Origin of the sequence: Amycolatopsis benzoatilytica AK 16/65 (assembly GCF_000383915.1) — a bacterium.
Lineage (GTDB): Bacteria > Actinomycetota > Actinomycetes > Mycobacteriales > Pseudonocardiaceae > Amycolatopsis > Amycolatopsis benzoatilytica.
The window spans coordinates 1,254,618-1,274,669 of the sequence record NZ_KB912942.1 but is presented as its reverse complement, the minus strand read 5'-3'; the positions used below and the strand labels follow the sequence as shown (position 1 = coordinate 1,274,669).

17 protein-coding genes are annotated in these 20,052 nt (G+C 69.5%); 8 read left to right on the top strand and 9 right to left on the bottom strand.

The window, feature by feature from the left end; genetic code table 11:
* Positions 1–49: 49 nt before the first annotated feature.
* Together AMYBE_RS0106115 and AMYBE_RS0106110 are read right to left on the bottom strand one after the other, a co-directional pair.
* Positions 50–589, bottom strand: coding sequence for a GNAT family N-acetyltransferase (locus AMYBE_RS0106115; RefSeq protein WP_020658466.1), 540 nt, complete (start codon positions 587–589; stop codon positions 50–52).
* 275 nt (positions 590–864) lie between these two features.
* Positions 865–1,590, bottom strand: coding sequence for a FadR/GntR family transcriptional regulator (locus AMYBE_RS0106110; protein WP_020658465.1), 726 nt, complete (start codon positions 1,588–1,590; stop codon positions 865–867).
* A gap of 203 nt (positions 1,591–1,793) precedes the next feature.
* Here AMYBE_RS0106110 and AMYBE_RS0106105 point away from each other — a divergent pair, with 203 nt between their 5' ends.
* The 7 genes from AMYBE_RS0106105 to AMYBE_RS0106075 are packed head-to-tail and all read left to right on the top strand — an operon-like array spanning position 1,794 to position 12,058.
* A complete protein-coding gene (locus AMYBE_RS0106105) occupies positions 1,794–3,401 on the top strand; it encodes an ABC transporter substrate-binding protein (RefSeq protein WP_027927416.1) in 1,608 nt (535 codons plus the stop codon).
* Between the two features lie 16 nt (positions 3,402–3,417).
* A complete protein-coding gene (locus AMYBE_RS0106100; RefSeq protein ID WP_020658462.1) occupies positions 3,418–4,377 on the top strand; it encodes an ABC transporter permease in 960 nt (319 codons plus the stop codon).
* Positions 4,377–6,338 carry a dipeptide/oligopeptide/nickel ABC transporter permease/ATP-binding protein gene (locus AMYBE_RS0106095; protein ID WP_020658461.1) on the top strand — a complete coding sequence of 654 codons (1,962 nt, stop codon included), beginning with the start codon at positions 4,377–4,379 and terminating at the stop codon, positions 6,336–6,338. Before AMYBE_RS0106100 ends, AMYBE_RS0106095 begins: the two co-directional genes overlap by 1 nt.
* Positions 6,335–7,294 carry an oligopeptide/dipeptide ABC transporter ATP-binding protein gene (locus AMYBE_RS0106090; RefSeq protein ID WP_020658460.1) on the top strand — a complete coding sequence of 320 codons (960 nt, stop codon included), beginning with the start codon at positions 6,335–6,337 and terminating at the stop codon, positions 7,292–7,294. Before AMYBE_RS0106095 ends, AMYBE_RS0106090 begins: the two co-directional genes overlap by 4 nt.
* Positions 7,291–8,220: a dihydrodipicolinate synthase family protein gene (locus AMYBE_RS0106085; RefSeq protein ID WP_020658459.1), complete on the top strand. Its 930-nt coding sequence runs from the start codon at positions 7,291–7,293 to the stop codon at positions 8,218–8,220. Before AMYBE_RS0106090 ends, AMYBE_RS0106085 begins: the two co-directional genes overlap by 4 nt.
* Positions 8,220–10,226 carry a beta-galactosidase gene (locus AMYBE_RS0106080; protein ID WP_020658458.1) on the top strand — a complete coding sequence of 669 codons (2,007 nt, stop codon included), beginning with the start codon at positions 8,220–8,222 and terminating at the stop codon, positions 10,224–10,226. The genes AMYBE_RS0106085 and AMYBE_RS0106080 overlap by 1 nt, the downstream gene beginning before the upstream one ends.
* Complete coding sequence (locus AMYBE_RS0106075) at positions 10,223–12,058, top strand: sialidase family protein (RefSeq protein ID WP_027927415.1); 1,836 nt, start codon at positions 10,223–10,225, stop codon at positions 12,056–12,058. The genes AMYBE_RS0106080 and AMYBE_RS0106075 overlap by 4 nt, the downstream gene beginning before the upstream one ends.
* A gap of 335 nt (positions 12,059–12,393) precedes the next feature.
* Here AMYBE_RS0106075 and AMYBE_RS0106070 read toward each other — a convergent pair whose 3' ends face one another.
* Positions 12,394–13,161, bottom strand: coding sequence for an SGNH/GDSL hydrolase family protein (locus AMYBE_RS0106070; protein WP_034286778.1), 768 nt, complete (start codon positions 13,159–13,161; stop codon positions 12,394–12,396).
* A 125-nt stretch (positions 13,162–13,286) separates the two neighbouring features.
* Between AMYBE_RS0106070 and AMYBE_RS40955 the strand changes: the two genes are divergently transcribed.
* Entirely contained in the window at positions 13,287–14,483 is a 1,197-nt protein-coding gene (locus tag AMYBE_RS40955) for a glycosyltransferase (RefSeq protein WP_020658455.1), read from the top strand.
* A 4-nt stretch (positions 14,484–14,487) separates the two neighbouring features.
* On the opposite strand, the gene AMYBE_RS0106060 is transcribed toward AMYBE_RS40955, so the two are convergent.
* From AMYBE_RS0106060 to AMYBE_RS0106035, 6 genes are all read right to left on the bottom strand, one after another.
* The gene (locus tag AMYBE_RS0106060) at positions 14,488–14,874 is read right to left on the bottom strand and encodes a DUF5684 domain-containing protein (protein ID WP_020658454.1); all 387 of its coding nucleotides are present in this window, start codon (positions 14,872–14,874) and stop codon (positions 14,488–14,490) included.
* A gap of 183 nt (positions 14,875–15,057) precedes the next feature.
* Positions 15,058–16,275, bottom strand: coding sequence for a glucose-1-phosphate adenylyltransferase (gene glgC, locus AMYBE_RS0106055; RefSeq protein ID WP_020658453.1), 1,218 nt, complete (start codon positions 16,273–16,275; stop codon positions 15,058–15,060).
* Complete coding sequence (glgA, locus tag AMYBE_RS0106050; RefSeq protein WP_020658452.1) at positions 16,272–17,429, bottom strand: glycogen synthase; 1,158 nt, start codon at positions 17,427–17,429, stop codon at positions 16,272–16,274. The genes glgC and glgA overlap by 4 nt, the downstream gene beginning before the upstream one ends.
* Before the next feature lie 66 nt (positions 17,430–17,495).
* Positions 17,496–18,260: a putative protein N(5)-glutamine methyltransferase gene (locus tag AMYBE_RS0106045; RefSeq protein ID WP_020658451.1), complete on the bottom strand. Its 765-nt coding sequence runs from the start codon at positions 18,258–18,260 to the stop codon at positions 17,496–17,498.
* Positions 18,261–18,517: 257 nt separating this feature from the next.
* Positions 18,518–19,003 (bottom strand): universal stress protein, encoded by a 486-nt coding sequence (locus tag AMYBE_RS0106040; RefSeq protein WP_020658450.1) that lies wholly within the window; start codon positions 19,001–19,003, stop codon positions 18,518–18,520.
* A 56-nt stretch (positions 19,004–19,059) separates the two neighbouring features.
* Positions 19,060–19,881 carry a ZIP family metal transporter gene (locus AMYBE_RS0106035; RefSeq protein ID WP_020658449.1) on the bottom strand — a complete coding sequence of 274 codons (822 nt, stop codon included), beginning with the start codon at positions 19,879–19,881 and terminating at the stop codon, positions 19,060–19,062.
* Positions 19,882–20,052: the final 171 nt, after the last annotated feature.

Below are 20,052 nucleotides of genomic sequence, written 5' to 3'. Positions count from 1 at the left end.
TGGTCAGAATTGATGCCAGGACAGAACCGGACGAAAACCACCGCGAAGATCAGGCGAGTTCCTTGTGCCAGATGAGAAAGTCGCATCGGACCGCCAGCAGCCGAGCAAGATCCGGATGCGGCCCGTCGAACGCGGCGACCTCCACGACGCGATAGCCGAGCCGCCGGTACCAGTCCGAGAGGAACTGCTTCGCCGGATGCGTCCCGTTCCGCGGAACCAGCAGCTCGAGCTGCATCCGCACACACCCCGCCGCCCGGCTGTGCTCCTCCGCGAACCGCACCAGCGACCGGCCGATCCCCGCCCCGCGCACCTCGGGAGCAGCAGCGAGCAACCCGAACTCGCCGAGCTCCGCGGACAGCCGCTGAACCCGCACCGACCCGACCACCGCGCCGTCGAGCCGAGCGACGGCGATCTCGCCCGCACGGACCAACGCGGCCATCTCGGCGACGTCGGTGCGATCCACCGCCCCGGCCCACAATCCGGCTTCCGCCTTGGCGTAGACGAGGTTCACCAGCTCGGCCAGCGCGCCGACCAGCTCAAGATCATCAGCGGCGGACGGCGGCAGGAACGCGATCTCCGGAACACCCACAACCCCAGCTAACCAGAACCCCGCAAGTCCGGGAGGGGACATTCAGGGAGTCAGATTCCCGCAAGGGGCCCTTCACGGACACCGCAGCCGCTCGACGGGCTCTTCTCGCGGACACCGCAGCCGCTCGANGGGCTCTNCNCNCGNACACCGCAGTCCCTCAAGGGGCCCCTCACGGACCCCAAGTCCCCCAAGGGGCCCCTCACGGACACCGCAGTCCCNCAGTGGACCCCTCACNGACGAGTCAGCCGCCACACCTCCGGCAGCGGACCACTCCGTCAGCCGAGGCGCGCAGCTTGCGGCCGAGCCTCTCCGAACCCTCCGTACCGGCCCGCCTTCGCCCGCTTCCGCACCTCGTCGAAATGCCGGTGCACCGCCACCGCGGCCTCCTCCGCGTCTCCGCTCGCCAGCGCGTCGACGATCGCCTGATGCCGCTTGGCGGTGGCCGTCGACGAGGAAACCGGCCCGCCCATCTCGCCCTCCGCCGCCCGGTACACATCCCAGAACAACCCGGTCAGCTCCCGGGCCAGGTCGAACCCCGCCTCCGCGCAGATCAGGTCGTGAAACTCCCGATCCGCGACCGCGGCATCCGGTCCTTTCCGGCGCATCCGCGTCACGCACTCCTGCAGGTCCGCGATCAGCTCCGGCCGGTGCTCCCGCGCGACCCGGCAGGTCAGCTCCGTCTCGATCATTTCCCGGACCTCCAGCAGGTCCCGCAACCGGCCGGCGTCGGTGCTGCCCCTGCTCCGCGTCCGGAACAGCAGCCACGTCTGCAGCGCCTCCGACCCGGCGGCCCCGACGAACGTCCCGTATCCGTGCCGGACCTCGACGATGCCGAGCGCCTGCAACGCCTTCACCGCCTCGCGGACGGAGTTCCGGCTGACCCCGAGGTCTTCGGCGAGACTGAGCTCGGTCGGCATCGGCGCGCCGGTCGGCAGCTGCCGGTCGACGATCAGGTCGATGATCTGCTTGGTGATCTCTTCACTGCGTTGCGGGCGCGCCACACGTTCTCCCGGGGTCTTGACTGCACCTGGCACGTCGCCATCTGAGGACATCCTACGTCATGATCACGGCCCCGCGGCAGCGGCGGACGAACCCCTTGACCGGGCGGGAAACGAGACCTAGGGTTTCGCGCAAGTCATAGGACGTCCCACGTCCTACTTCCAACGCTTTCTGGGTGGACCACCGCATCAAGTCAGGAGACGCCATGTCCCGAACCGCCATGGGGACTTCGTTCAACCGGCGCGCTTTGCTGCGCTACGCCGGCCTCGCCGGCGCGGCCGCGGCGGTTTCGTCGACGCTCGCCGCGTGCGGCGGTCCCGCGTCGACCAACAAGACCGGCAGCTCGTCCGGTTCGGTCACCGCGGTGATCGGTTACGGCAACAACCAGACCTGGGACCCGCTGCAGACCGCGTCGGCGTTCTCGATGGCCGCGATGCTGCACTGCTACGAATCGCTCGTCGAAGGTGATCCGATCACCCGCGCTCCCTTCCCCGGACTGGCCAAGGCGCTGCCGGCCGACCTGAAGAGCACCACGCTCCGGTTCGAACTGCGAGACGGCGCCAAATGGCACGACGGCCAGCCGGTGACCGCGGACGACGTGGTGTTCACCTACGCCCGCGCGCTCGATCCGAAAGAGAACGTTCTCATCCACAGCTTCTTCACGCAGTGGCTGGAGTCGGTGACCAAGGTCGACGCGAAGACCGTCGAGTTCAAGCTCAAGTTCGCGTTCCCGTACGCACTGCAGCGGATCCAGATCTGCAAGATCGTGCCGAAGCACGTGTTCGAGACCAACTGGAAGGCGGCCGCCGCGGGCAAGGTCGTCGGCTCCGGGCCGTACCGGATCACCGAGCAGGCCCCGCTCTCGCACACCTCGTTCGAGAAGTTCGACGGCTACAACGGCCCGCGCCCGGCCGCGTACGACAAGATGCTCTGGAAGTCTATTGTGGACTCCGCACCGCGGGTGGCGGCCATCTCCGGCGCGCGCCCGGACGCGCAGATCGCGGAGAACATCCCGCCGGCCAACGCCGAGCAGCTGCGCAAGGCAGGCCGCACGGTCGAATTCGCCGACGGCGGCAACAACCTCTTCCTGCTTTTCAACACCACGCACGAGCCGTTCACGGACAAGCGCGTCCGCCAGGCGCTGCACTACGCGATCGACAAGAAGAAGATGATCGACATCGGCCTGCGCGGCACCGGCACCGCCGGCACGTCGTTCATCAACCCGAAGCTGCCCGGTTCGCAGCCCGCGTCGGAAAGCTTCGAGTACAACCCGGACAAGGCCAAGCAGCTGCTCGCCGCCGCCGGCGTGTCCGGGCTGAAGATCTCGCTGTCCACCACGAACACCTCGCTCGTGCTGGACTGCGTGAAGGTGATCAAGGAGGGCTGGGACGCCGTCGGCGTGCAGACCACTTTGGACTCCCAGGACACCAAGGCGCTGTTCTCCAAGCTGGACAACGGCGACGACTTCCAGGTGGTGGCCACCACCAACAACCCGTTGCAGTTCGGCAACGACCCGGATCTGCTCGTCCGCTACTACTACGACGCGACGTCCACGATCATGACGAAGTACGCGCGATGGACCGGCGACGACGCGAAGGCGCTGCTCGCACTGCAGGACAAGGCCGCCGGCGAGACCGATGAGGCGAAGCGGACCGGCCTGTACCAGCAGCTGTTCGACCAGATCTCCGAACAGGCGGTGATCTACCCGATCGTCTTCACCCAGATGGGCACCGCCTGGGACGCGAAGGCGATCACCGGGGTGCGCGCCCAGGGCTACCCGGGCATCTACCTGAACCAGGCCAAGCCGGTCTGAGAAGGAGGCTCGGCAAGTGACAGTCGTCGTGCGGATGCTGGCCGGCCGCATCCTCGCTCTGATCCCGCTGCTGCTCGGCGTGATCCTGTTCGTGTTCATCGTGATGCGGTTCTCGCCGGTCGACCCGGCACTGGCCGCGTTCAACGGCGCCAACGCCACCCCGGACCAGCTGCAGCAGTTCCGCGAGCAGAACGGCCTGCTCGACCCGCTGCCGCTGCAGTACGTGCACTTCGTCTGGCACCTGATCCAGGGCGACTTCGGAACCAGCGTGATCACCAAGGAACCGGTGGGCCAGACCATCGCCACCGCGCTCCCGCTGACCGTGCAGCTGACCCTGCTCGGGCTGGCGATCGCGCTCGTCGTGTCGATCGTCCTCGGGGTGACCTCGGCGCTGTTCCGCGGCCGGTGGCCGGACCACCTGATCCGGGTCGTGACGCTCGCCGGCGTCGCCGCGCCCGCCTTCTGGATCGCATTGCTGCTGGTGCAGTGGCTGGCCGTCGGCAACGGCCTGTTCCCCACCAGCGGCTATGTCAGCCCGGCCGATTCGTTCTCCGGCTGGCTGGCCTCGCTGACCCTGCCGGCGATCTCGTTGTCGCTGCCGGTGGCCGCGCAGCTGACCCGGGTGATCCGCACGTCGATGGTCGAGGAACTGGACAAGGACTACGTGCGCACCGCGCGCGGCGGCGGCCTGGCCCCGGTCGTGGTGGTCGGGCGGAACGTGCTGCGCAACGCGCTGGTCAACCCGCTGACCGTGCTCGGCCTGCGGATCGGCTATCTGCTCGGCGGCGCGGTGGTCATCGAGACCATGTTCGCGCTGCCCGGCATGGGGCAGAACATGATCCAGGCCGTCCAGGACGGCGACACCGCCAAGGTGCAGGGCTTCGTGATCACCATCGCTGCCGGGTTCGTGCTCGTCAACCTGATCGTCGACGTGCTCTACCTGATCGCCAACCCTCGTCTGCGGAGCCGCTCGTGATGCGTCCGGTCCTCCGCCCGAACCTCACCGCCCGGCTGTCCCGGCCCGGCATCCGGTTCCGGCGGCTTCCCCTCTCGTCGTGGATCGCGCTCGGCGTGCTGGTCGTGCTCGGGCTGGTCGCGGTGCTCGGCACCGTGCTGGCCACGCACAATCCGGATGCGCTCAGCACCGACACCGGCGGGCCCAGCGCGGCGCACTGGTTCGGCACCGACCAGTCCGGCCGGGACATCTTCTCCCGGCTGATCGCCGGCACCCGCTGGTCGCTCGCGATCGGCCTCGGCGCGACGGCGCTGGCGCTGGTCGCGGGCGTCGTCGTCGGCTCGTTCGCGGCGACCACCGGCCGCCGGGCAGACGGCGCGGTCATGCGGGTGCTCGACGTCTTGATGGCGTTTCCCGGCATCGCGCTGGCCGCGGTGCTGGTGGCCGTGTTCGGCCGCGGCATCCTGGTGCTGATCCTCGCCATCGGCTTCCTCAACATGGCGCCGGTGGCCCGCGTGGTGCGCGCGAATGTGCTCGCGCAATACGGCGAGGACTACGTCGCGGCCGAGAGGGTGCTCGGTGCGAAACGCTTGTTCATCCTCGCCCGGCACGTCGCGATCAACTGTGCCGCACCGATTCTCGTGTACTGCACGGTGACCGTCGCCGATGCGATCGTGTTCGAGGCGTCGCTGTCGTTCATCGGCGCCGGCATCCAGCCGCCCGACCCGTCGTGGGGTTCGGTGCTCGCCGACGGCAAGGACCTCGTGCTGACCGGCGGCTGGTGGGCGACGCTGTTCCCCGGTCTGCTGATCCTGCTCACCGTGCTGGCGTTGAACATCCTGTCCGAAGGCATCTCCGACGCGTGGGCCGCGCCGTCCGCCCGGACCGCCAAGGCGGCCGAAGCCGCGCAGAAGATCGAGCTGGCCGCGGAGAACACCGTCGCGGTACTGCCGCTGCGCGGACTCCTCGAAGCCGGGCAGCGGCTGGCCGCCAAGGCACGAGACCTGTCCGGCCGGGACACTGTCCTGGAGGTGCGTGATCTCGCGATCTCGTTCCCCGAGCGGCACAACGGTGTGCACGTGGTCGACGGAGTGTCCTTTTCGGTGCGTTCCGGCGAAGTGCTCGGGCTGATCGGCGAATCGGGCTGCGGGAAATCGTTGACCGCGCTGTCGATAATGGGCCTGCAGCCGGATGCCGCACGGCTGGGCGGCGAGATCCTCTTCGCCGGAGACGACCTGCTCACGATGAAGCCGGGCGCGCGTCGCCGCCGGCTCGGCCAGGACCTGGCGATGGTGTACCAGGACGCGCTCAGCTCGCTGAACCCGGCGATGACGATCCGCGCGCAGCTCAAGCAGTTCACCCGGCGCGGCGGCACCCGCACGCCGGAGGAGCTGCTGGAACTGGTCAACCTCGATCCGGGCCGGACGCTGCGGTCCTACCCGCACGAGCTGTCCGGCGGTCAGCGGCAGCGCGTCCTGATCGCGATGGCGTTGTCGCGCAGCCCGAAGCTGATCGTCGCGGACGAGCCGACGACCGCGCTCGACGTGACCGTGCAGGCGCAGATCATGGCTCTGCTGTTGCGGCTGCAGGAAGAACTCGGCTTCGCACTGGTGCTGGTTTCGCATGACCTCGCACTGGTCTCCGACATCGCCGATCGCGTGGTGGTGATGTACGGCGGCCAGGTCGCCGAGACCGGCGTGACCGCGGAGGTCGTCGGATCGCCGCGGCACCACTACACCCGTGGTCTGCTCAGCGCGGTCCTCTCGCTGGAGGAGAACGAGGCCACGCTCACCCAGATCAAGGGCGTCGTGCCGGCACCGGCGGACTTCCCGCTCGGCTGCCGGTTCGCGAACCGCTGCCCGGTCGCGCGCGGGCACTGCTTCGAGACGGCGCCGGAACCATCCGGCGCCAGCCACCTGGTTGCCTGCCATTACCCCGCCGACAATCCGGTCGCGGTCGTCGCGGAAGGAGCGCAGGCATGAGCCTGGTCGAAGTCGACGGCGTGCACGTGGTGCACAAGATCCGCGGCACCAGCTTGTTCGGGCACGACCGCGTGTACGCGCTCACCGACGCCAGCCTCCGCATCTCGAAGGGCGAAACCGTCGGCGTGGTCGGGGAATCCGGCTGCGGCAAGTCCACTCTGGCCAAGGTGCTGGTCGGATTGCAGCGGCCGACTTCCGGCACCGTTCGCTACGCCGGGAAACCGTTGTCCGCATTGCGGCCTGCCGAGCTGGGCCGGACGGTGGGCATGGTCTTCCAGGACCCGTCCACCGCGCTGAACCGGCGGCTGCCGGTCGCCAAGGTGGTCCGCGATCCGCTGGACGTGCACCGGATCGGCACTCCCGAGGAACGCACCGAACGCGTCCGCGAACTGATGGCTCTGGTCGGGTTGCCCTCCAGCGTGGCCGACGCGCTGCCGTCGCAGCTGTCCGGCGGGCAACGGCAGCGAGTGGCGATCGCACGAGCGCTCGCGTTGCGGCCGGCGTTGCTGGTGGCCGACGAACCCACGTCAGCACTGGACGTTTCGGTGCGGGCGCAGATCCTGAACCTGTTGCTGGACCTGCGCGAACAGCTCGAACTCGCGATGGTGTTCGTATCGCACGACATCCAGACCGTCCGGCGGATGAGCGACCGGATCGTCACCATGTACCTCGGCCGGATCGTCGAGCAGGCCCCGGCTTCGGAGCTGCCCGGCAACGCGCACCACCCCTACACCCGGGCGCTGTTCTCGGCGACGCCGAGCCTGCTGCACCCGGTGGAACCGATCGTCCTCAGCGGACCGGTGCCGTCGGCGACCGCGCCGCCGCCGGGCTGCCCGTTCCACACCCGTTGCCCGAAAGCCACCGAGGAGTGCTCGCTCGCCTTGCCAGCGCAGTCCGGGCCGGACGAGCACAGCTACCGCTGTATCCATCCAGAAATCGGAGTGACCGCCTCATGACTGCGCCCAAGTACACCGGGATCATCCCGCCGCTGTGCACGCCGTTCCGCGACGACTTCACGGTCGACACCGACTCGCTGCGACGGCACATCGAAGTCCAGCTCGATGCCGGCGTGCACGGGGTCTTCGTGCTCGGCTCGTCCAGCGAGGTGGCGTTCCTGCCCGACGAACAGCGCCGGATCACCGTCGAGACCGCGGTCGACCAGGTGGCTGGCCGGGTGCCGGTGCTGGCCGGCTGCATCGACATGACCACCCTGCGGGTCGCTGAGCACGTGAAGACCGCCGAAGCGGCCGGCGCGGACGCCATCGTGGTGACCGCGCCCTACTACACCCGCACGCACGTCGCGGAGATCGACCGGCACTTCCGGTTGCTGCACGAGCGGACCGCGCTGCCGATCTTCGCCTACGACATCCCGGTCGCCGTGCACACGAAGCTCGACCGGGAGATGCTGCTGAACCTGGCCGCGGACGGAGTCCTGGCCGGGCTCAAGGACTCCAGCGGCGACGAGGCCGGGTTCCGGCTGGTCCTGCAGCGGCGGCGCGAGCGCGGCCTGGACGAGTTCGCCGTGTTCACCGGATCCGAACTGCTGGTGGACAACGCGCTCGCGCAGGGCGCGGACGGCGCGGTGCCCGGACTCGGGAACGTCGACCCGGTTGGCTACGTGCTGATCTACGACCACTTCCGGAACGGAAACCCGCAGGCCGCACGGCGCGAGCAGGAACGACTGCTGACGCTGTTCGGCATCACCGACGTCTCTCCGCCGAGCCGGATGGGCCGCGGTTCGGCCGCGCTCGGCGCGTTCAAGGCGTCGATGAAGATGCGCGGGTTCATCGACAACGCGGTGCTGGCACCGCCCCAGCTGCCGCTCAATGACGACGAACTGTTGCAGATCAAGGGAAAGCTGGCGGAAGCAGGGCTGCTCTGATGGAACGGGTCTACTACGGCGGGGACTACTACCCGGAGCACTGGCCGGACGGAATCTGGGAGGACGACCGGAAGCTGATGGCCGAGGCCGCGGTTTCCCTGGTTACGGTGGGCATTTTCTCCTGGGCGCAGGTCGAACCGCGACCAGGCGAGTTCGACTTCGGCAAGGTCGACCAGACGCTGGACAATCTCGCCGAGGCGGGCATCCGGGCCTGCCTGGCCACGATGACGGCTTCACCGCCGCCGTGGCTTTCCCACCAGCATCCGGAAATCCTTCCGGTGCGCGCCGACGGCACCCGGCTCTCGGCCGGCGCGCGGCAGCAGTTCTGCCCGTCCAGCCCGGTCTTTCGCAGGTACGCGGCCCGGTTGGTGGATCGGGTCGCCACCCGGTACGCGGATCATCCGGCGCTGGAACTGTGGCACATCGGCAACGAATTCGGCTGCCACATCCGGGAGTGCTACTGCGAGGCGTCCGCGGTGGACTTCCGCCGCTGGCTCGCCGAGCGTTACGGCACCATCGACGCGCTCAACGCCGCGTGGAGCACCACGTTCTGGTCACAGCGGTACTCCGGCTTCGCCGAGATCGAACCGCCGCGTGTCGCGCCGACCTTCCCCAATCCGGCGCACAAACTGGACTTCCACCGGTTCTCCTCGGACGCCTCGCTGGGCGCTTACCTGAACGAACGCGAAATCCTCGCCCGGATCACGCCGGACGTGCCGGTCACGACGAACTTCGTCGGCCTGGTGCAGAAGTCGCTCGACTGGCACAAGTGGGTCCAGCACGAGGACATCGTCAGCCTCGATTCCTATCCGGACCCGTACGACGCGCGCTCGCATCTCGAAGCGGCTTTCGGCTACGACCTGGTCCGCTCGCTCAAGGGCGGCCAGCCGTGGCTGTTGATGGAGCAGGCGACGAGTGCGGTCAACTGGCGCACCCGCAACAGCCCTAAGCCACCGGGAACGATGCGGCTGGGCAGCTGGCAGGCGGTCGCGCGCGGAGCCGACTCGGTGCTGTTCTTCCAATGGCGGCAGACGCCCGGCGGCGCGGAGAAGTTCCACTCCGCGATGGTGCCGCACGGCGGTGCCGATACCCGCATTTTCCGCGAGGTGCGCGAACTCGGCCAGGAACTGGCGTCGGCACCGCAGATCGCCGGCAGCCGAGTCCAGGCCGACGTCGCGATCCTGCACGACTGGAACAGCTGGTGGGCGCTGGAGCTGAACTCGCACCCGTCGGACGACCTGACCCAGCTGGACGCGCACCTGGCGCACTACGCGCCGTTCTTCGACGCGAACATCACCTGCGACGTCGTGCACCCCTCGCACGATCTGTCCGGCTACCGGCTGGTCGTGGTGCCCAATCTGTATCTGATGGACCGAGCCGTCGCGGCGAACCTTCGCTCCTATGTGGAGGGTGGCGGGCACCTCGCGGTGTCGTTCTTCTCCGGCATCGCCGACGAGAACGACCGGGTGTACGAGGGCGGCTATCCCGCTCCCCTGCGCGATCTCCTCGGCCTTCGGGTGGACGAGTTCTGGCCGCTGCCGGAAGGCGGTTCGACCACGATGCACCTCGACGGCACGAGGGCCGGCGCGAGCGTCTGGTCGGAATGGATCGAATCCGAGGGCGCGGACATCGTCGCCACCTTCGCCGAAGGACCGCTCGCCGGGCGTCCCGCGGTCACCCGCAACGAGTTCGGCTCCGGCGTCGCCTGGTATCTCGGCACCCGGCCGGACCCGACGGTGATGCGCACCTTGTTCGACCGGATCACCGCCGAGGCCGATGTTTCGCCGGTGCTGCCCGGGCTGCCGGACGGTGTCCAGGCCGTCGTGCGGCGCGGCGGCACGGACTATCTGTTCCTGCTCAATCACAACTCCGTGCCGGTGACGGTCTCGCTGCCGTCGCCGGGCACTGATGTGCTCACCGATCCCGCCCCGCCATCGTCCGAAGTGGACCTGGCACCGTACGGTGTCGCGGTCCTCTCCGGACAGTTCGGAAAGGACGCCCGTTGAGATACAGAGCCATCCTCCGTGCGGTCGTGGCGTGCGCGCTGCTGGCGTTGCTCTTCCCGGCCCCCGCCTCCGCCGCTCCCTACTTCGACCAGCAAGCCCTCTTCAACCCGCATCAGGAAACCGGCTACGCCTGCTTCCGCATCCCGGCCGTGGTCCGCAGCACGCACGGCACGCTGCTGGCGTTCGCCGAGGGCCGCAAGGACAACTGCGGCGACACCGGCGACATCGACCTGGTGCTGAAGCGCTCGACGGACGGCGGAACCACTTGGTCCCCGTTGCAGGTCGTCAACCGCGGCGGCGGCGACACACACGGCAATCCGGTGCCCATCGTGGACAGCCGGACCGGCCGGATCGTCTTGATCACCACATACAACAAAGGCCGCACCGACACCAAGGGCTGCGACGTGCCGTGCCCGCGCACTCCGTACTCGCAGTACAGCACCGACGACGGCCGCACCTGGTCGGCGCCGGTGGACATCAGCGCGCAGGCGAAACTGCCCGCCTGGGATTCGTGGTACGCCTCCGGTCCGGTGCACGGGATCCAACTGCGGCACGGCGAACACGCCGGACGGCCTGTCTTCGGCGTGAACGCCGAACGCAGCGACGGCACCAACTCGGTGGAGAACTACGCGGGCCTGGTCTACAGCGACGACGGCGGGTCCAGCTGGCGCGTCGGCGCGGTGGACAGCTACCCGCATCCGGTCGGCGGCACCTTCACGCAGAAGCCGTCCGAGGTCAGCGTCGTCGAACTCCCGGACGGCACGGTCTACGCCGGCGGCCGCGAACAGAGCGGCACCGACGTCGGCAATCGCGACTACGCCTTGAGCCGTGACGGCGGCGAGACGTTCAGTCAGCGATTCACCGCCATCCCCGACCTGGTCACACCGATGGTGCAGGGCTCGTTGCTGCGCCTGGACCGCCCGGGCGGCCAGCGGATCCTGTTCGCTTCCCCCGCGGACACCGACCGCCGGCGGTGGATGACCATCCGTTCGTCCTATGACGACGGCAGGACGTGGGAGAACGCCGATCAGGGCACCCGGGTCACGTCCGATTGGTCGGGTTACTCGGATCTCGTGCAGCTCAGTGCTCCTGGGCAGCGCGACGCCGAGATCGGCTTGATGTACGAAGGCGGCGCGGTGGACGCCCGCGACGAGATCCGGTTCGCCCGGTTCGACGAGAACTATCTGGGCTGGCGCCGGAATCCGGGAGTGTCCACTCCGGACCTCGCCGGACCGCCCGCCCGGGTCCTCGGCGACGCGGCGGCGGTCCCCGGCCGGTTCGGGAATGCGGTGGAATTGGAGAATGCCTTCGTCCGCGTCCCGTACTCGCCGAAGCAGCTTGTCGGAGCCGGGGACTTCACGTTCTCGACCTGGGTTCGCTACGGCGCATCGAAGGATCCGCAGGCGTTGATGTGGCTGGGCGGCATGGGCTCGACCGCACCGCAGCTGTGGCTGCGTGCCGAGCCGGCCTCGAACCGGCTGGTAGCGATGATGACCACCCCGGCCGGCAGCAAGTCGGTGACAACGACATCGGCCTACGACGACCAGAAGTGGCACCACATCGCCCTGCAACGCACCGCAGGCCAACTGCGCATCCTGGTAGACGGCGCCCAAGCCGCATCCGGCCCGGACGTGCCCGGTTCAGTCAGCCAGACAGTGTCGTTCCAGCTATGGCTAGGCGAACGCCTGGACGGCACCCAGCACCTGACCGGTGCCCTGGACGACACCAGGCTCTACCGGCGAGCGCTGACCGGCGACGAACTTGCGACAGTCCGAGAGGGGAAGCCCGTCCAAGGAGCGGTAGTACGGCTTGACTTTGACGGTCTTGGTTGACGCGGGATCGCGTCGGCGTCTGGAGGGGCGATGTGCACGGCCCCCCGGGCCGTGCACATCGCCCCTCCAGACGCCGACTTAAAAGCGATCCCGCCGCGACGGCGGAGCCGGCGCCAACAACACAGCTTCGCGACACCACACCCACTTCGCGACACCACACCCACTTCGCGAGCACCACTCCCCCGGCACTCATCCCGCACTCACTCCCGGGCACTCCCCCCGCGAGCACTCAATCCCCGCCGGCCCTCACTCCCCGCCGGCCCTCACTCCCCGCCGGCACTCACTCCCCGCCGGCACTCACTCCCCGCTGACACTCCCCCTCCGGTCGCTGAACCTCAGCAGATGCTTCCGAGACTGGCCGTCCAGCCCCACCACATGCCGTGCTCGGCGAGGTTTCCCGCGTCGTTGAGGTGGATGTTGTCCGACAGCCACGGGCTCGGGTTGGGCAGGTTCGCGGAGGCGGCGGGCGGGATGTACTGCCGCAGGTCGACCATCGCGGTGCCCTTGCCGACCGCCGTCTGGTAGATCGCCGAGGCGTATTGCGACCAGGTGTACTTCTGTGTCGATCCGCCCCACGGGTTGGGTGCCCATTTCAGTTCGGCGTAGATCGAGAGCAGGATGCTCGCGGTCGGCCGGGCGGCGCGGATGTTGTCGATGAGCGTGCCGAGGTTCGCCTGGAATACCGCCGGGTCGACTTGGGCGTTGAGTTCGTTGCCGCCGAGGTCGATCAGCACCAGGTCGGGCTGGTGCGTGGTCAGGTCGGCGAGCGCGCCGGTGGTGTCGGACCAGCGGCCGCCGGGCAGGTAGTCGGTCGCCATGGCCCCGTTGTGCGCGTAGTTCTGCGTCGCGGTGCCCCAGGCCGCTTTCACCTCGTCGGCGAATTTCGTGGACCAGCCGTAGCGGGTGCGGGCGAAGGTGTCGGTGCTGGACTGGTAGCCGGTGGTTCCGTAGCCGGTGTCGGCCGACGTGCCGAAGATGGCCACGTTGTCCTTGTGGGCGCACCAGCCGGTGCTGGACGCCGCGTCGGCCGCGGAGACGGACGCGGACATCGCGACGCCGAGGCTGACCAGCGTCGCCACGGCCACGATTCGGGCTCTGCGCATGGGGTGGGGGTGCCTTTCGGAGAAGAACGATCTGCGCATGTGTCGTTGCGGGGGCCCCGGTCGTTACCGATCTCCCCGGCGAAACGGGATGCGCGGACCGCCGCGGTTCTGGCAGTCTCGCAGAGGTGAAGATCTTGTTCGCCACCGCGCCCGGGTACGGGCTGACGCTGCCGCTGATCCCGCTTGTCTGGGCGGCTCGCGCCGCCGGGCACGAGGTGCTGCTGGCTACCTCGTCCGAAATGGCCGGAGTGGCCGCGAAGGCCGGGTTGCCGGTGGTCGACGTGCTGCCGGGCCGGGATGTGTGGGCGGATCTGATGGCCCGGGTGCAGGGCGCCGCGGCCCCGGAGGACGAGCCTGAGGAGTACCAGCTGGCCCGGCGGATGGCCGGTCCGTTCGGGCTGTTCACCGCGTCGATGACGGCGGGCACGATCGAGGCGGGCCGGGCGTTTGGCGCGGAGCTGGTGGCGTACCCGTCGGACCACGCGGCCGGCGCGCTGACCGCGGCCGCGCTCGGTGTGCCCGCGCTGGAGGTCGGCAACCGGGTCTCCTGGTCCACTCGGGACACCGCGTGGCACACCGAGCACACCGATCTGCTCGGCGGCGAGCTCAGCGCGCTGATGCGCGAGAAGCTCGGCATCGGCGACGAGGGCCCGGAGGTTGTCGCCCGGGTCGACCCGCGCGCGCCGAGCATGGGCGGGTTGCGGGCGGACGAGGAGTTCGCCGACGAACGCGACGGCGTCCCGTGGTGGCCGATGCAGTTCGTGCCCTACAACGGCGGCGCGGTGGTCCCGGAGTGGGCGCTGGCGCGGCCGGACCGGCCGCGGATCGCGGTCACGCTCGGCACCGTCGTGCCGGTGATGAGCGGGGTCAGCAGCCTGAAGGTCGTGCTCGACGCGCTCGGCGGCCTGGACGTCGAGGTCGTGCTCGCCGCGGGTGCCGCCGATCTGTCCGAGCTGGGCGAGCTACCGGCGAACGTGCGCTCGGTCGGCTACCTGCCGCTGTCGGTGTTCCTGCCGAGTTGCGCCGCGATCGTCCACCACGGCGGTTCCGGCACCACGGCGACACCGCTGTTCTACGGCGTGCCGCAGCTCGTGCTGCCCTCGTTCGCGGACAATCCGATGTCCGCGGAGCGAGTCGCCAAGCGCGGTGTCGGGCTGAGCCACGATCCGGCCACTGTGGACGTCCCGACCGTGCGGGAGCTGGTGCGGCAACTGCTCGACGATGCCTCGTTCCGCACGGCCGCGGCCGAGGTGCGGGCCGAGATGGCCGAACAGCCGAGCCCGGCGGAAGTCCTCGCCCGCGGTCTCGCCGCGCTGCGCTGAGGGGTCAGCGGATTCCGGCGGACGGCGGAGCGGTGTAGCGCGCTCCGCCGAAGCCGAGGATCAGGTAGCCGATGACCGAGAACAGGAAGAGGCCGAAGAACCCGAAGGCGCCGCTCTTGCCGAACGCCCGGGCGATGTCGAGCGACACGATGATCGCGACGACCAGGTTGACGATCGGGATGAGCAGCAGGAGCAGCCACCAGCCGGAACGGCCGGCGACTTTCAGCAGCGTGTAGACGTTGTAGATGGGGATGATCGCCGCCCAGCCGGGCCGGCCCGCTTTCGCGAACACCTTCCACATCGCGACGATGACCAGCACCGTGAAGACCAGGCCGAGGCCGCCGAAACCGAGGCCGGCGGCCGGGGTGACGAACGAGGTGTCGTGGTTCATGACGCGGTGGGTCCTTTCGCGACAGCGGGGTGGACGGTGACCATAGCGTCGCCCGGCGTACGCGGCAGATCCGGCGTGCGCAGCAGGGCACGCTCTGTGCCCCGGTCCAACAGCCGGGAAGGGAACATTGAGAGACTCTGATTCCCTCGATGTTCCCTTCCCGGACCCGGCTGCGAAGCCCGGTCAGATCGCCGTCTCTCCCTTGCCCAGCACCACGATGCCGAAGTCGCTCACGTGGTAGTGCCCGCGATCCCGGGCCAGGTCCACTCCGATGTGCGCGCCCGGCGGCACCACCACGTTCTTGTCCAGGATCGCCCGCCGGACCACCGCGCCGCGGCCGACCCGGGCGCCGTCCAGCAGCACCGAGCCCTGCACGACCGCGCCGTTCTCGATGAACACGTCCGGCGACAGCACCGAATCCACCACCTGCGCGCCGGAGATGATGCAGCCGTTGCTGACGATCGACTGGGTCGCCGAACCGCCTTCCACGAACTTCGCCGCGGCGCGCTGGCCCGGATGCGCCAGAATCGGCCACTTCCGGTTGTACAGGTTGAAGATCGGCTGCGTCGAAATCAGGTCCGTGTGCGCGTCGTAATAACTGTCGATCGTCCCGACGTCGCGCCAGTATCCGTGGTCGCGATCGGTTTCGCCGGGCACCACGTTGCCGCTGAAGTCGTATACCGCGGCTTCGGATTTCTCCACCAGCGCCGGGATGATGTCGCGGCCCATGTCGTGTTTGGACGCCGGGTCCTTCGCGTCCGCGTGCAGCGCGTCCAGCATCGCCTGGGTGGTGAACACGTAGTTGCCCATCGACACGTACGACTCGTCCGGCGAGTCCGGCAGGCCCGGCGGGTCGTCCGGTTTCTCCAGGAACGCGTCGATCTTCGTGCCGTCCGCCGTCTGGATCACGCCGAACGACCGGGCCTCCGACCGGGGCACCCGGATGCCGGCGACGGTCACGCCCGCGCCGGACGCGATATGCGCGTCGATCATCTGCCGCGGGTCCATCCGGTAGATGTTGTCGGCGCCGAAGACCGCGATGTACGCCGGCGATTCGTCGTGCACCAGGTTGAGGCTCTGGTGGATCGCGTCCGCGCTGCCCTGGAACCAGTGCGGGCCGAGCCGCTGCTGCGCGGGCACCGGCGTGACGTACTCGCCGGTGAGCGACGAGAGCCGCCAGGTGGTCGAGATATGCCGGTCCAGCGAATGCGATTTGTACTGCGTCAGCACGCAGATCCGACGGATTCCGCCGTGCACGAGGTTGGACAGCACGAAGTCGATCAGCCGGTGCACGCCGCCGAACGGGACCGCGGGTTTCGCGCGGTCGGTGGTCAGCGGCATCAGCCGTTTGCCCTCGCCGCCGGCGAGGACAATGCCCAGCACATCGGATCCGTCGATCACGAAACCCTCCCGCACGCCTCGTACACCCCGACCGTCGCGGCGGCGATCGCTGCCCAGCCGAACTCTCCCACCGCGCGGTCCCGCCCGGCCAGGCCCAGCCGGGTGGCACGGTCGCGGTCGGCGGCTAGTGCGTTGATCCCGCGCGCGAGCCCGGCTTCGAACGCGCCGGGCTCGGTTTCGTCGTAGTGCACCAGCAGGCCGGTCTCGCCGTCGGCGACCACTTCCGGGATGCCGCCGACGTCGCTGGCCACCACCGCGGTTCCGCAGGCCATCGCTTCCAGGTTCACGATGCCGAGCGGTTCGTAGACCGACGGGCACACGAACACCAGCGCGTGGGTCAGCAGCTGGACCACTTCGGGCCGCGGCAGCATCTCCGGGATCCAGTGCACGCCGGACCGGTTTTTCTGCAGTTCCGCGACCAGGCCGCGGAACTCGGCGTCCAGCTCGGGCGTGTCCGCGCCGCCCGCGCACAGGACCAGCTGCACGTCCTCGTCGAGCTGGGCCCCGGCCCGCACCAGGTGCGGCACGCCTTTCTGCCGGGTGATCCGGCCGACGAACAGCGCGTACGGCCGGTTCGGATCGATGCCGTGCTTGGCAAGCACATCGGTGCCGGGATCGGGCCGGTAAAGATCCGTGTCGATGCCGTTGCGCACCACATGCACCCGCGCCGGGTCCACTTCTGGGTACGCGGCCAGCACGTCGCGGCGCATTCCGGAGCTGACCGCGATGATCGCGTCCGCGGCCTGGTAGGCGTCTCGTTCGATCCACGACGAGACCCGGTAGCCGCCGCCGAGCTGCTCGGCTTTCCACGGCCGCAGCGGTTCGAGCGAATGCGCGGTGATCACGTGCGGGATGCCGTGCGCGAGCTTCGCGAGATGGCCGCCGAGGTTCGCGTACCAGGTGTGGCTGTGCGCGAGATCCTGGCCGCCGAGCGCGTCCGCCATCGAAACCGCGATGTCCATGGTGGCGAACGCGGGCTGGGCGTAGCCGTGCGCGTCGCGGTGCCCGTGCGCGCCGTCCGGACGATCCGGGCCCCAGCAGTGCACGTCCAGGTCGACCAGCGACCGCAGCTCCCTGGCGAGGAACTCGACGTGCACCCCCGCTCCCCCGTAGACGTCCGGCGGGTACTCCCGGGTGAGCAAGCCGACCTTCATGCCCCGACCCTAGACGGCCTCCCCGGCCCGACGCAGTACGGAAAGCGGGCGAATCAGGATCGCCGCTCAGTGTTCGCGCAGTCCCACCACGACAGTCGCACCGAGTTCTTCCGACTGTTCCACGGCCGCCGCGAGCCCGGCCCGGCGCACCTCGGCCGCAGCGGCCTCGGCCTGGCGTTCGCTGGCTTCGAACAGCACGTGCCCGCCGGGCGCCAGCCACTCCGGCGCTTCCGCGACGACCCGGCGCAGCACGTCGAGACCATCCGGGCCGCCGTCCAGTGCGACGCGAGGTTCGTGGTCGCGGGCCTCGGGCGGCATCAGGGCGACTTCGTCGGTCGGGACGTACGGAACGTTAGAAATCAGCACGTTCACCCGGCCGCGCAGGCTCGCCGGAAGCGGGGAGTAGAGGTCGCCCTCGCAGACCTTGCCGGGAACGTTCCGCCGCGCGCACTCGACGGCGGCCGGCTCGATATCCGCGGCGTACAACTCGATCCCGGGTACTTCCGCCGCGACCGTCGCGCCCAGCGCACCGGAACCGCAGCACAAGTCGAGTACCACTGACCGGGTCCGCGCGAAGCCGGCGGCCAGCCGCACCAGCAGTTCGGTGCGGTGCCGGGGCACGAAGACCCCGGGCGCGACGACGAACCGCCGGCCGGCGAACTCCGCCCAGCCCAGCACGTACTCCAATGGCTCCCCCGCGACTCGCCGCCGGACCATCTCCGGCAGACCATCGCTCGCCTGGTCCAGCAGCAGCCGCGCCTCGTCCTCGGCGAAAACGCAGCCGGCCGCGCGCAGCCGCGCGACGATGTCGTCGAAGTCGTCGAAATCCACGACTCACCCTACGCTTGTCTCAGGTGGTGCAGACCAAACAGTCAGCCGGCCTGTCCGTGAAAGGCCCCTTGCGAGAATCTGATTCCCTCAAGGGGCCGTTGACGGACAGTCGGCCAAACCGGCCAACCAGGCGGCCAGGAGAATTCCCGCAGACGATCACTCGACCCGCTTGCGCAACTCCCCGCCGCCGTGCTCGGCGAACCCGGGCGCGGCAGGTCAGCGCTGGCCGGTGCCGGCCCGTGCTGGTCCCGAGCGGATCAGGGCACGACCACGACCGGCCAGGTGGCGGCCCGCACCAGCCGGTTGCCGACCGAGCCGACCAGCCGGTGCCCGCCCTGCTCGGACGCGCCGACCACGACCATGTCCGCGTTCTCGTCCAGCGCCGCCTGGCGCAGCTCGGGGAACGTCTCGCCGCGGCGGACCAGGAACTTCACCGGCACCTGCAGGTCGGCCGCCCGGTCCTGGAGCTCGGCGCGCAACTGTTCGATCTCCTCTTCGAAGGTCTGCTGCTGCACATCGACGACTGCGGCGGCGGCCAACCCGGTCCACACCGTCGGCGCCGCCACGTACACCACGACCAGCCGCGCACGCTGGCGCCGGGCGAGCCCGCCCGCATACGCCGTCGCCCGCAGCCCGGTCGGCGAGGTGTCCGCGCCGACCAGGACTACCCGCGGCCCGTCGGTGCCGCGCTCGTACGGGCCTGGCTCCCAGCTGGGGCCGTATTCCTCGACCAGATGCTCCACCCGCCCATTATGTCCGGTGCGCGCGGCCGCGCCGGACGGCAGCGGCGAGGCGCCGGTCACGCCCCGGCGGCGGTCACGATCGCGTCGGTGACGAAGCCGAGGACCAGGCCGAGCAGCAGGCCCCAGTTGGTGATGATCTTCATCCCGGATTTCCGTGCCACCGCGAGCAGTTCGACCACGACGTACAGGATCGAACCGGCGGCCAGGCCCAGGAAAGCGATCGAAAGGGTGTCGTTGACGAAGCTCTGCCCGACCACGGCGCCCAGGAACGTGGGCCCGCCGCCGATCAGTCCCAGCAGGGCCAGGTAGCCCCAGGACGGCCGGTGTCCGGTGAGCGGCGCGACGATGCCGAAGCCCTCGGTCGCGTTGTGCAGCCCGAATCCGATCACCAGCAGCAGCGCGAGGCTGAGCTCCCCGCCCGCGGCCGAGTTGCCGATCGCGAGACCCTCGGCGAAGTTGTGCAGCCCGATCCCGGTCGCGATGGTCAGCGCCAGCCGGCCGGCCGGACCGCGCATCGTCGCGGTGGCCAGCTCGCCGGCCGAAGCCGCGCCAGGACCGGCCGCCCGTGCGGACGCCGCGCGCCGGGCGGCCGCGGCGTCCACGTAGGCCAGCCCGAGCAGGCCGGCTCCCAGCGCGACGATCAGCACCGCGCCGTTGCCCGCGGCCGAGCCGACCTGATGGCCGGACAGTGCGTGATCGATCGGCTCCCACGCGTGCGCGAGCACGTCCCACAGCAGGAAGACGAGGATTCCGGTCGCGGTCGCGTTGAGCAGTGCCTTGACCCGGGGCAGCGGCGTGCGGAGCCGTCCGAGCGGCAGGCCGAGGAAGATGGTGAGCCCGGCGATGCCGCCGAGGAGCGCGATCTGAGCGGAAGACATGGGGTACCCGGTTCTGCGGAAGGGAGGGGTGCGTCAGGACCGTAACCCCAGCTGAGCCTTCCCTAACAGAGGCCACCCTAAGGTTTAACCGTCCGCTTGCCGAGTCCGCGCGGTTACCGGTCCGATGTCCGGAAATGCCCGCACCTCTCCGCCCGGACCCGGCACCGACCA